Here is an 11,797-nt window from a genome sequence, read left to right as displayed (position 1 = left end):
CAGCGATTCCTCCAGCGCATGCGAGATGTAGATGATGGAGACGCCGCGGGCGCGCAGATCGCGCACCAGATGGAAGAAGTGGACGATCTCCTCCGGCGTCAGCGATGCGGTCGGCTCATCGAAGATGATGATGCGCGCCTTGTTGTAGATCGCGCGCGCGATCTCCACCATCTGCTTCTTGGCGGTGCCGAGCAGCGCCACCGGCGTTGCAGGGTCGACGTGGAAATTGAGCGACTGCAACAGCTGCTGCGCCTGGATGTTCAGCGTACGGAAGCGCGTCAAGAGCTTCTCGTTGCCGAGCTCGATGTTCTGCGCCGCAGTCATGGTCGGCACCAGGCTGGTCTCCTGATAGACCATGCAGATGCCGGCATCGAGCGCGTCGCGCGGCTGCTCGAAATTGGCAGGCTTGCCGTCGAGCAGATAGTCGCCGGAGGTGAGATTGATCGCGCCCGCGATCGCCTTGCACAGCGTCGACTTGCCGGCGCCGTTCTCGCCGACCAGGGCGTGCACCTCGCCGGGATAGAGATCGAAATTAACGCCCTCGATGGCGTGGACGCCGCCATAGATCTTGGACCCGTTGCTGATCCGTAGCACCGGCTCGCGGGTTGCGGACTGGGTCGCGGTCGCTGCCTGCATCACGCCATCATTCATCGCAGGTCTCCCGTGTAGCGCAACAGCCGTCCGGCGCCGCGCGCCGCGATGACGATGCCGGAGGGCGCGGCACAAGCGGCGATGATGCCGTGGAAACGGCCGCCGGCGCGGCTGTGCAGGCTGTCGGTCGCATCGCCTTCGGTGTCGAGATGCACCAGCAGGCCGTAGGAACGCGGCGGCGCCCATGGCTTCTGGATGCCGAGCGCCTTGACGCTGCCGATCTGCATCGGCTCCAGGCAATCGCTGCCGCCGACCAGCGCCGGCGCCACCCAGTAATCGGGCGGCATCGTCGCCATCATCTCCTCGCGGAAATCGTCTTCCTTGAGCACGAACTCGATCAGATGGGTGCGGCGGGCGAACATGGCGAGCAACAGCCCGCCATGGCCGTCCGGATGCAGCCGCGCCGGATAGCCCGGCATGTTGGCGGCGACCGTCTCGCGGGGGCCAAGGCCGTTGCTGCCAAGCGCGAATCGGCTGAGGCGATGCGCCCAGCTCTCGGTGAGCCACAGGCTGTTGCCATCGGCGGAGACCATCACACCATAGGGATAAGGCAGGTCGCGCAGCAGCACCTGCGGATTGTCGAGGCCGGCACCGCAACTGATCAGGCGGCCATTGGCACGCTTCTCCATCAGATCGTGCCGCCACTCGCCGGGTCGGCGGCCGATGCTGCCTTCGACGGCATAGATGCGGCCATCGGGCGCCACCGTGACCGACAACAGCCCGGTGAGCGCGCTGCCGCCGACTGCATCCAGCCAGCGCGGCGCGGGCTTGGCGGGATCGATCGCCGCAAGCCCCCTGCCCGCGACGCAGACCAGGAGCCGGCCGTCCGGATGTAGCGCGAGCCCGCCGGCGTCGTCCTCGAACTCGGCGATCACGGTGCGGGTCGAAAGATCCGCGCCGCTGAGCTTCAGCACCTTTCGGCCGGCGGAGACATAGATCGCGCCGTCGCCCGCGGCGATCACGTCGTCGACGCTGGGCAGCGGCTCGCCGATCGGCGCGGCGGTGTCGAGCCGGTCGTTCGGGCTGAGCGCACCGTCGAGCGGCGGGATCGCGTTCTGGCCGCCGTCGCGGTCGACGACGCTGCGGATGTCGCGCAGCAGATGATCGAAGAATCCCATTACGTCGTCACCCTGCTCTTTGCGCCCCAGTACGCGTCGTAGCCGGTCCAGCTGTCGTCGACGCCGTCGAGCTTGATGCGGCCGATCCGGTTGTTCTCGAGCCCGCCGAGATAGAGATAGCCCTGGTGCTCGCGCATCGAGGTCAGCGTCGAATGCGAGATGCCGGTCGGATCCCACCACGACTCCAGCGCCTCGCCCTGCTCGTTGAACTTCAGCACGCAGCCATGATTGAGCGCCGGCGCCAGCCATTCGTCAGTCGGCACCTGCTTGACCATGCGCAGCCGGAAGCCGGGCTTTCGCGCGGCGAGGTCGAAGGTCGGCGTACGGATGCCGACTAGCGCCAGCCAATAGGTGCCGTCGGAGGCGCGGTTGATGTTGTCGGGGTTGCCCGGCAGCTCGTCCATCAGCACTTCGGTCTTGCCCTTGTTCGGGCCGTCGATCCAGTGCCGGAACACCTTGCACAGCGAGGTCGACGCAATCAGGATCGACTTGCCGTCATGGGCGACGCAGATCCCGTTCGGGAAATAGAAGTGGTTGATCACCGTGCGCGTGGTCTTGGTCGCCGGGTCATAGCAGACCACGCGGCCGTTCGGCCGGCCCTCGAGGATGTCGAGGGTGTTGGTGGTCATCTCATAGCGCGTGGTGCAGTCGCTGAAATAGATCTTGCCGTCGGGCGCGATGTCGAGGTCGTCGGCCATGCGCAGACGACTGTCGTCGTTCAGCTTGTACCAGGTGCGGTTGGTCTCGTCGGTGACCTTGAAGATGCGTCCATCGGGCGCGACGCCGTAGACGCCCATGCCGGCCACCGCCACGATCAGGTTCTCGTCGCGATCGAACTGCATGCCGAGCGGCCGGCCGCCGATATGGGCGAACACCTCGCGGGTTTCAAAGTTCGGCCCCGAGAAGCGGATCACATTGCCGTCGCGAGTCGAACCGTAGAGCCGGCCCTGGCGATCGAGGATGACGTCCTCGGGCCCCTCGACCTGATCGACGCCGATCGCCTGCGCCTTGATCAGCCGGCCGTTCTGCGCGTAAGGCGATGCTGCGCCCGGCTGCACCGCCGGCGCCGAGGCGAGCGGCACGAAGGCCGGATTGACGTAGATCTTTTGGATCGCCTTGCCGCGGTTCTTCGACCATTTGACGTCGATGCCGACCGCGGCGAGCAGGATCATGCCCGTCACCGCCGAGGTGACGTAGCCCGGGATGCCCATCCGCACGAGGCCGTTGATCAAGAGGAAGATGATCAGCGCACCGATCATCGCCCGCCACACCGTGCCCTTGCCGCCGGCGAGCGATACGCCGCCGAGCACCACGGCGGTGAGCGCCTGGAATTCCCAGCCCACACCGGTGGTGGAATCCGTCGAGGCCTGCCGTGCGGCGTAGAAGATGCCGCTCGCCGCGCACAGCGTGCCCGACAGCACATAGGTCATGAACAGCATCAAGCGAACGCGGATGCCGGCATGGCGCGCCGCCTTGCGGCTGGCGCCGATCGCGGTGAGATGCCAGCCATAGCGCGAGCGCGACAGGAAGATGTGGCAGATCAGGAGCACCACGAACAGCGTCGCCGCATTGACGGGGATACCGAGCACGCTGCCGCCGCCGATGAAATCCCAGGCGTCGCTGTCGATCGAATTGGTCGCGAACACCTGCGCATAGCTGGTGTTGAGCAGATTGACCGAGGCGCGCAGGATGATCAGCGTCACCAGCGTGGTCAGGAACGGCCGCGTCTTCAGGAAGCCGATCAAAAAGCCGTTGATGCTGCCGAGCAGCGCGCCGACCAGCAGCGTCGCGGGCACCGCGAGGCCGACCGGCCATTCGCGCACCAAGAGGAAGTACAGCGCCGCGAAATTGCACAGCGCGAAGATCGCGCCGACCGAAAGGTCGATGCCGCCGGTGACGAGGCAGAAGCCCATCGCCAGCGCGACGAAGCCGAATTCGGCGAACAGCCGCAGCAGCGACACCGAGTTCTGCACCGAGGCGTAGTCGGGAATGGTGAGCGCGAAATAGGCCCACAGCCCGATCATCACGGTGAACGGGACGACCGGCTCGAACCACTGTTTCAGCAACAGCTCCGACAGCAGGAGCCGGGGTGAAAACCGCCGCACCGACGCGGCAAAGGAATCAACGGCCATCGACATCGTCAAAGCACTCCCTCGATCCGGTTTCACGCGTCCGGATTCTGAACCTTGTCACAGCCGGCGCGGGAATGCCCCCCGCGCCGGCTGTCCCGCGCCTTGTTAGTTTTTCTTGGGTAGCGCGAAACAGGTGCCACCGAGCGAGGCGTTCGACTTATCGATCCAGATCGGCCGCGTGTAATAGGACAGGTTCTTCGTGCCGGGCTTGTCGCCGGACATCAGCAGCGTCTCGGCCGCGAACATCAAATCGTGGCCCTGCTCGGTCGCCTTGTAGCTGAGGAACTTGCTGAAATTGCCTGACGTGACCTGGTCGCAATCGAGCTGCGAGCCCTCGCCCGAGGCGAACACTTTGACGTCGTCGATCTTGCCGGCGTTGCGGATCGCCTGCGCGGCGCCCGATTCCATGATGCCCCAGAAGCCGATCGAGGCGCAGAGATCGGGATGCTGCTGGATCACGGTCGCGGTAATGTTGAGCGCGGTGTTGGCGTCCCAGTTCGCGGCCTGGTTCGACACCACCTTGATGTTGGGATCCTTGTTCAGAACATCCATGATGGCGCCGACCTGGTCGACGCTGGCGGCCGCGGTCAATTCGCCCTGCACGATCTGCACCTTGCCCGACTTGCCGGAACCGGTGCCGCAGGCCTTGACGGCTTCGTTCGCGAGCAACCTGCCGATCTCGCGCCAGTCGACGCCGACGAAGGCGCCGGACTTGTAGTTCGAGGCCATGTTGACCTGGATCACATGCGTGCCCTGGGCCTCGGCGCGCTTGAGGTCCTTCATCAGCAGCGTCACGCTCGGGTTCTGCACGATCAGGACGTCGGGTTTCTGGTCGACCAGCGCGGTCAGCGCCTGCTGCATGGCGGATGGATTGTTGTTGGGATCGCGCACGACGTATTTCATGCCGCGCCACTCGGCCTCTTCCTGCACCACGCGGCCCCATTCATCGGACAGCGGCACGCCGAGCGCGATCGGCAGATAGGCGACCGTCTTGCCTTGCAGCGACTTGTCGTAGGCGGCGCGCAATTCGCGCCCGGCCTTGGTGCCTTCATCCTGCGCGGATGCCGCGAACGGCACCGCGGCAAGCGCCACACCGGCGAGCAGCATTGTCCAGAACTTCGTCGTCTTCATCGTCTCCTCCACACAAAATTCTTTTGATTGATTTGGACTTGTTATGATTGATCTTGGCGCTGGGGACACTCGCATCAGTCGCCTTGTTTCAGTCCCCTTGCCGCGCGGTCTCCTCGTCGCGGGGATGCAGCCAATTGTCGAGCACGATCGCCGCCAGCAGCACCACGCCCTTGATGATGTTCTGCACCTCGCTGTTGACGTCCATGATCGTGAAAGCATTGAGCAGCGTGCCGATCAGGACGCAGCCAACCACGACGCTGAACACGCTGCCGCGGCCGCCGATCAGGCTGATGCCGCCGATCACGACGACGAGGACGACGTCGAAGATCATGGTCCCCTGCGTGATCGCCATCTGCATGCTGCCGGTGGTGCCGACCCAGACCAGGCCTGCAATCCAGGCGAGCAGCGCAACCAGCACGTGCTCCAGCACGATCAGCGGCCGCAGCGGAATGCCGGTCAGCCGCGCGGCCTCCGGATTGTCGCCCTGCGCATAGATGAAGCGGCCGATCGAGGTGCGCGACAGGAACAGATGCATCGCGATCGCACAGGCCGCGAACACCAGGATCGGAACCGGGACGCCGAACAGCCGTCCGGCACCGAGATACATCAGGCCCGGTGCGTCCTTCGGCGCGTAGACCACCCAGGCCGGCGCGATCCAGAACGCGAGGCCATAGATCACGAAGCCGGCGGCCAGCGTCACGAACAGCGCCGGCGCCTCGACGAAGGCGACCATCACGCCGTTGACGACGCCGATCAGCACCGCGATTGCCAGCGCGAGCAGCACTGCCGTGAAGACGGGCATGCCGTTCTGCATGTAGATCAGCGCGATGGCCCAGGAACCCGCCATGATCGCGACCTCGGAGAGGTCGATGCCGCGGCTGATCACGATCAGCCCCATGCCGAGGCCGAGCACGCCGAGGATGGAAATACTGCGCAACAGATTGAGCAGGTTGGAGACAGTGGCAAAACCGTTCAGCGTCAGGCCGAACACCACCAGAAGCGCGATCGTGATCAGGAGCACGATCTGCTCCTGGCTCGGCTTTGCGAACATTGAGCCCGAGCGAGATGATGCCGCAGGGACAGCAACGCCGCGCGATGGCGATTGCACGCTCATCGTTTCCTCCAGGTATTATTTTGCTTGAGACTTTAAGAGTGGCAACTCATATTCGTCAAATGCATTCGACGGATACGGATTGATTATTTCCATGCATGTGCGCGACATCGATCTGAACCTGTTCGTGGTGTTCGACGCGATCTATTCCGAGGGCGGCGTCAGCCGCGCCTGCTTCCGTCTCAACCTGACGCAGCCCGCGGTGAGCCACGCGCTGAGCCGGCTGCGCGCGATGTTCAACGATCCCTTGTTCGTGCGCCGCCATCACGTGATGACGCCGACCCCGCTGGCGCGCCAGATCATCACCACCGTGCGCCAGGCGCTCAATGGCCTCGAGACGACGCTGACCCACACCAACCGGTTCGATCCGGCCAAGACGCCGAAGCGGTTCGTGATCGGCCTGCGCAACAATCTGGAGGCGCCGATGCTGAGCGCGCTGATCAACCGGATCAGCAGCGTCGCACCGCTGGTCGAGATCGCCACGGTGCGCAGCGAGCGCAACAATCTGGAGCGCGAGCTGGCCGCCGGCACGCTCGACGTTGCGATCGATACGCTGCTGCCGCTCTCGACCGAGGTGCGGCGCGAGCAGATCCTGACCGAGCACATCGCGGTGTTCGCCCGGCGCGGCCATCCCGAGCTCCGCGCGCGGCTCGACAAGAAGGCCTATCTGCGCATGGAGCATGTCTGCGTGACGTCGCGGCGCAGCGGCGTGTCGTTCGAGGATTTCCAGCTCCAGCGCCTCGGCCTGACGCGCACCGTCCGCCTGACCTGCCAGAATTTCGCAACCGCCTGCCACGTCGTGAGCCGCAGCAACATGCTGCTGACGGCATCCGAAAGCGCCGCCTCGGTGCTGGAAGACCCCGGGCTGTTGCAGTGCTTCCCCTGCCCGTTCCCGATCAGCCCGCACGTCAACTATCTCTACTGGCATGCCACCGCCGAGGGGGACACCACCAATCAATGGCTGCGCGAGCAGCTGCGCGCCGCCGCAGCGCTGCTGGCCGGCAGCCGCTTCAGCAAGAAGAGCCGCCGCGCGGCCAAGACGGGCCCGAAGGTCGCGATTCCGATTCCGACCAGCATAGCCGCCGAATAGCGACGCGCTGCATCGATTTTGCTCCGAAGCGCTCAACGGACTCCACTTCACCTCGCCCCGCGTGCGGGGAGAGGTCGCATCGCATCGAAGATGCGATGCGGGTGAGGGGGAGCCTCCGCGAACACACCCGTCGCCGAATACGCGGAGGCAGCCCCTCACCCCAACCCTCTCCCCGTAAGAACGGGGCGAGGGAGCGCAGCATCGTCGTGGCCGCTATTCGACCTAATCTGATCAGCTACATCCCGCTCAGCCCGCTATCGACCGCCAGCGTCTGCGCGGTAACATAGACGCTCTCGTCCGACATGAAGAACAGCACGGCATAGGCGATCTCCCACGCCGTCGCCTGGCGGCCGAACGCAACGTGCCCCTTGCCGCGCGACGGCCGGCCGGCGCCGGCCTCGCGGCCGTTCGGGGTGTCGACCAGCCCCGGATAGACCAAATTGGCGCGGATGCCGCGCCGCGCACCGGTATGCGCGATGTTGCGCATCAGACCGCCGAGCGCGGCCTTGGAGGAATCATACACCGCCATCTGCGATCCCGCCTTCAGCGCCGCGATCGAGGAGATGAAGACGATCGAGCCGCCGTCCGCGAATTTCGGCAGAGCGGCACGGCAGCACAGCATCGGGCCGCGGACGTTGACGTCGTAGATCCTGTTCCATTCCTCCGCGCTGACATTGTCGAGCCCGGTCTTGCCGAACGTGCCAATGTTCAGCACCATGCCGTCGAGCCCGCCCATCGCGTGACGAGCTTCATCAATCATCCTGATGACGTCGGCCTCTTTGGTGACGTCGGCAGCGATCGCGAAACCGCGGCCGCCCTCGGCCGCGATGCGCGCGACCGTGTCCTCGGCGGAGGCAAGGTTGAGGTCGGCGACCGCGACCTGCGCGCCCTCGCGACCGAACAGCAGGCTCATGGCGCGGCCGTTGCCGATCGGATCGGTCGCGGCGTCGAACACGCGCTGGCCGCCGCCGACCACCAGGATGCTGCGCCCGTTGAGGCGTCCCCTGCCCGGCGCCGCGCCCGAGGATTCCGCGCTCAGCGGACGGACATAGCGCTCCGGCTTGGAGTCTTGCGAGGTCTCCGACATCCGATCACCCACGCTTCTTGCCGCTCTCGTAGACCACCATGCCGGCGGCTGGATCCAGGTCAGTCTCGGTCGCTTCGGTCAGCCGCGCCATCATCATGTAGAAGCCGAGCGCGACGATCGTCTCGACGATTTCCTGATCGCTGAAATGCTTACGCATAGCGGCGAAGGCCGCATCGCCGACCCGCACCTTCTCGACCACCTCGCGGCCGAAGCCGAGCAGCGCCCGCTCGGCAGCGTTCAGCGAAGCATCGCCGCAGTCGCCGCGCTCGACGGCATCGATCTGCGGCTGGGTCACGCCGACGCCGAGCGCGATCGGCACATGCTGGCGCCACTCATAGGCGCCGCCCTCGAGCTGCGCGGCCTGCAGAATCAGCAGCTCGCGATTGACCGCGGAGAGCTTCTGCTTGTGCAGGATCGAGTTGGCGAGCCGCATCAGGGGCATCGCATTGGTCTCGGCATGGGCCATCATGCGGAAGATGTTGAGCTTGACCGGCATGCGGTCGAACGCCATGCGGATGTCGCCGCTCGTGGTATCCGGATCAATCAAAGGCAGCCTTGCCACGCGTCTCTCCCAATCTTCGTTTGTTCGTTGTTGTTGCGGTCCGTGCGTCCACCTAATGCTGCGGGCGGACCGAGATCAAGCCGACCGTTCCGGATTGCCCGGATTGCGGGGTTCAGCCATGCGGTTCCGCGCTTGAATCCGCTGCTGCGGGCAGGCATAAGGACCGCCATCTCCCTTAAAAAATGGCCATAGCCCAAGGATTTATGATGCCCGCCTATCGCTCCCGCACCACCACCCACGGCCGCAACATGGCGGGTGCTCGCGGCCTCTGGCGCGCCACCGGCATGAAGAACGAGGACTTCGGCAAGCCGATCATCGCGGTGGTCAATTCCTTCACCCAGTTCGTGCCCGGCCACGTCCATCTCCAGAACCTGGGCCAGCTGGTCGCACGCGAGATCGAGAAGGCCGGCGGGGTGGCAAAAGAGTTCAACACCATCGCTGTCGATGACGGCATCGCGATGGGCCATGACGGCATGCTCTACAGCCTGCCCTCGCGCGAGCTGATCGCCGACAGCGTCGAATACATGGTCAACGCGCATTGCGCCGACGCGATGGTCTGCATCTCCAACTGCGACAAGATCACGCCCGGCATGCTGATGGCGACGCTGCGCCTCAACATCCCGACCGTGTTCGTCTCGGGCGGACCGATGGAATCGGGCAAGATCCTGCTCAAGGGCAAGAAGCGCGCGGTCGATCTGATCGACGCGATGGTCGCCGCCGCCGACTCCAACGTGTCAGACGACGAGGTCGAGGTGATCGAGCGCTCGGCCTGTCCGACCTGCGGCTCCTGCTCCGGCATGTTCACCGCGAATTCGATGAACTGCCTGACCGAGGCGCTCGGCCTCGCGCTGCCCGGCAACGGCTCGGTGCTGGCGACCCACGCCGACCGCAAGAGCCTGTTCGTCGAGGCCGGCCATCTGATCGTCGATCTCGCCCGCCGCTATTACGAGCAGGACGACGCCAAGGTGCTGCCGCGCAACATCGCGAACTTCAAGTCGTTCGAGAACGCGATGACGCTCGACATCGCGATGGGCGGCTCGACCAACACCGTGCTGCATCTGCTCGCCGCCGCGCGCGAGGGCGAGGTGCCGTTCACGATGGCCGACATCGACCGTCTGTCGCGCAAGGTGCCGGTGCTCTGCAAGGTCGCGCCCTCGGTGCAGGACGTCCACATGGAGGACGTGCATCACGCCGGCGGCATCATGGCGATCCTCGGCGAGCTCGACCGCGCCAAGCTGCTCACGACCGACGGCCCGACCGTGCACGCCGCGACGCTGGACGACGCGCTGAACCGCTGGGACGTGGTGCGGACCACGAGCGACAAGGTGCGCAACTTCTATCGTGCAGCTCCCGGCGGCGTGCCGACCCAGGAGGCGTTCAGCCAGGACCGTCGCTTCGACGAGGTCGATCTCGACCGTGAAAGCGGCGTGATCCGCGGCGCCGCGCATGCCTATTCCAAGGACGGCGGCCTCGCCGTGCTGTTCGGCAATCTTGCGGAAGACGGCTGCATCGTGAAGACCGCCGGTGTCGATCAGAGCATCCTGAAGTTCTCAGGTCCCGCCCGCATCTTCGAGAGCCAGGACGCCTCGGTCGAGGCCATCCTCACCAACAAGGTGAAGGCCGGCGACGTCGTGCTGATCCGCTATGAAGGTCCGCGCGGCGGCCCGGGCATGCAGGAGATGCTGTATCCGACCAGCTATCTGAAGTCGAAGGGGCTCGGAAAGGCTTGCGCGCTGATCACCGACGGCCGCTTCTCCGGCGGATCGTCGGGCCTGTCGATCGGCCACGTCTCGCCGGAAGCCGCCGAAGGCGGCCTGATCGGCCTGGTCGAGGAAGGCGACATCATCGAGTTCGACATCCCGAACCGCAAGGTCAACCTCAAGGTCGACGACGCCGAGTTGAAGCGCCGCCGCGCGGCGATGGAAGCCAAGGGCAACGCGGCATGGAAGCCGGCGGCGCCGCGCAAGCGCGCCGTCTCGACCGCGCTGAAGGCCTATGCGGCGTTCGCCAGCAGCGCGGCGAAGGGTGCGGTGCGCATCCTGCCGGAGTAATCGGCGGCAGTTCGTCCGCAGCTCCGTTTCACCTCTCCCCACCGGGGAGAGGTCGATTTGCGCAAGCAAACCGGGTGAGGGGCCGCTGCTCGTCGGAGAGACCGTAACCCCTCACCCGGCGCTACGCGCCGACCTCTCCAAAGGGAGAGGTGATTTTCGATTCCAATAAAGTCTGCTCGCGCGACGCGTCACCTCACGTGCAAGTCGGCCGCCTCGATCCGGATGCGGTCGGCATGCAGTGACCAGTCGCACAGCGATTGTTCCTGACAGAATTTGACCTTGGCCATCTCGGTGGCCTGGCCCTCGCTCGCGGCGTCGATCTCGAGCGCGCCCTGGCAGACCTCGCGCTCGCAGCCATTGCCGCCGAGCACGTCCTTCATGAAATGAACGACGAAGCGTGACATGGAACCCTCCCTGCTGCACCGGCAGAGCCCGGGGGTACCACGCTAGCACTAATGCAAAATAGGCGTGAGTTAATTCGGATGGGTCGCGTGCGACCGTTCGCAGCGGGAAAAACTACGCGCCGGCCTGCGGCAGGCTGGCGGCCGCGATCGCGACGATCTGCGCAATGCGGCGGCCGATCTTGGCAGGCGCGTTGCGGAGCAATGACTGGACCTGTCGCATGACACAGCTTCCTTCCGTGCCCGGGATGGTCGGGCACATCAGGAAAATGGCGATTTCGGGCTAAGTCGTCGATATCTCAGGGAAAATAACAACGGACGCGTCGCGGGGCGGCGGTTTGGCAGTGGGTTTGTTGCCCTATTCGCGTCCGCGACGACGGAGATTTTCTCCAGCGTTCTCGAGCCGCCCTCACCACGTATAGCGCACGCCCCCCTTGCCGGCGTAGGACGAGGTGACATTGGA

At 65.3% G+C, this 11,797-nt stretch carries 10 protein-coding genes; 2 read left to right on the top strand and 8 right to left on the bottom strand.

The genetic code is table 11. The annotated features are described in order from the left end of the window. From QMZ05_RS38330 to QMZ05_RS38310, 5 genes are all read right to left on the bottom strand, one after another. Positions 1-651, bottom strand: a 651-nt coding sequence (locus QMZ05_RS38330) for an ATP-binding cassette domain-containing protein (RefSeq protein ID WP_353705476.1), incomplete at its 3' end; no start/stop codon positions are given. Continuing rightward, the gene (locus QMZ05_RS38325) at positions 648-1,769 is read right to left on the bottom strand and encodes an SMP-30/gluconolactonase/LRE family protein (RefSeq protein WP_353705475.1); all 1,122 of its coding nucleotides are present in this window, start codon (positions 1,767-1,769) and stop codon (positions 648-650) included. The genes QMZ05_RS38330 and QMZ05_RS38325, both read right to left, overlap by 4 nt. Next, entirely contained in the window at positions 1,769-3,907 is a 2,139-nt protein-coding gene (locus QMZ05_RS38320) for an SMP-30/gluconolactonase/LRE family protein (RefSeq protein WP_353705474.1), read from the bottom strand. The genes QMZ05_RS38325 and QMZ05_RS38320 overlap by 1 nt, the downstream gene beginning before the upstream one ends. A gap of 99 nt (positions 3,908-4,006) precedes the next feature. Continuing rightward, positions 4,007-5,032 (bottom strand): sugar ABC transporter substrate-binding protein, encoded by a 1,026-nt coding sequence (locus QMZ05_RS38315; protein WP_353705473.1) that lies wholly within the window; start codon positions 5,030-5,032, stop codon positions 4,007-4,009. Between the two features lie 88 nt (positions 5,033-5,120). Continuing rightward, positions 5,121-6,083 carry an ABC transporter permease gene (locus QMZ05_RS38310; RefSeq protein ID WP_074127087.1) on the bottom strand — a complete coding sequence of 321 codons (963 nt, stop codon included), beginning with the start codon at positions 6,081-6,083 and terminating at the stop codon, positions 5,121-5,123. Between the two features lie 142 nt (positions 6,084-6,225). Here QMZ05_RS38310 and QMZ05_RS38305 point away from each other — a divergent pair, with 142 nt between their 5' ends. Next, entirely contained in the window at positions 6,226-7,233 is a 1,008-nt protein-coding gene (locus QMZ05_RS38305) for a LysR family transcriptional regulator (RefSeq protein ID WP_353705472.1), read from the top strand. A gap of 235 nt (positions 7,234-7,468) precedes the next feature. Here QMZ05_RS38305 and QMZ05_RS38300 read toward each other — a convergent pair whose 3' ends face one another. Both QMZ05_RS38300 and QMZ05_RS38295 read right to left on the bottom strand, forming a co-directional pair. Then, positions 7,469-8,320, bottom strand: coding sequence for an SDR family oxidoreductase (locus QMZ05_RS38300; protein WP_353705471.1), 852 nt, complete (start codon positions 8,318-8,320; stop codon positions 7,469-7,471). Between the two features lie 4 nt (positions 8,321-8,324). Beyond that, positions 8,325-8,882 (bottom strand): carboxymuconolactone decarboxylase family protein, encoded by a 558-nt coding sequence (locus QMZ05_RS38295; protein WP_353705470.1) that lies wholly within the window; start codon positions 8,880-8,882, stop codon positions 8,325-8,327. Positions 8,883-9,088: 206 nt separating this feature from the next. Between QMZ05_RS38295 and ilvD the strand changes: the two genes are divergently transcribed. Continuing rightward, positions 9,089-10,933 carry a dihydroxy-acid dehydratase gene (ilvD, locus tag QMZ05_RS38290; RefSeq protein WP_353705469.1) on the top strand — a complete coding sequence of 615 codons (1,845 nt, stop codon included), beginning with the start codon at positions 9,089-9,091 and terminating at the stop codon, positions 10,931-10,933. 188 nt (positions 10,934-11,121) lie between these two features. Here ilvD and QMZ05_RS38285 read toward each other — a convergent pair whose 3' ends face one another. After that, the gene (locus QMZ05_RS38285) at positions 11,122-11,337 is read right to left on the bottom strand and encodes a hypothetical protein (RefSeq protein ID WP_353705468.1); all 216 of its coding nucleotides are present in this window, start codon (positions 11,335-11,337) and stop codon (positions 11,122-11,124) included. Positions 11,338-11,797 lie beyond the last annotated feature (460 nt).

Origin of the sequence: Bradyrhizobium sp. INPA03-11B, assembly GCF_040446015.1 — a bacterium.
Taxonomy (GTDB): domain Bacteria; phylum Pseudomonadota; class Alphaproteobacteria; order Rhizobiales; family Xanthobacteraceae; genus Bradyrhizobium; species Bradyrhizobium macuxiense_A.
This window is presented reverse-complemented; position numbering and strand designations above follow the sequence as displayed.

Bases quoted from the DNA above. Each gene is read 5' to 3' on its own strand.
- QMZ05_RS38325 (WP_353705475.1), bottom strand. From the start codon at position 1,769: ATGGGATTCTTCGATCATCTGCTGCGCGACATCCGCAGCGTCGTCGAC.
- QMZ05_RS38310 (WP_074127087.1), bottom strand. From the start codon at position 6,083: ATGTTCGCAAAGCCGAGCCAGGAGCAGATCGTGCTCCTGATCACGATC.
- ilvD (WP_353705469.1), top strand. From the start codon at position 9,089: ATGCCCGCCTATCGCTCCCGCACCACCACCCACGGCCGCAACATGGCG.
- QMZ05_RS38320 (WP_353705474.1), bottom strand. From the start codon at position 3,907: ATGTCGATGGCCGTTGATTCCTTTGCCGCGTCGGTGCGGCGGTTTTCA.
- QMZ05_RS38315 (WP_353705473.1), bottom strand. From the start codon at position 5,032: ATGAAGACGACGAAGTTCTGGACAATGCTGCTCGCCGGTGTGGCGCTT.
- QMZ05_RS38300 (WP_353705471.1), bottom strand. From the start codon at position 8,320: ATGTCGGAGACCTCGCAAGACTCCAAGCCGGAGCGCTATGTCCGTCCG.
- QMZ05_RS38285 (WP_353705468.1), bottom strand. From the start codon at position 11,337: ATGTCACGCTTCGTCGTTCATTTCATGAAGGACGTGCTCGGCGGCAAT.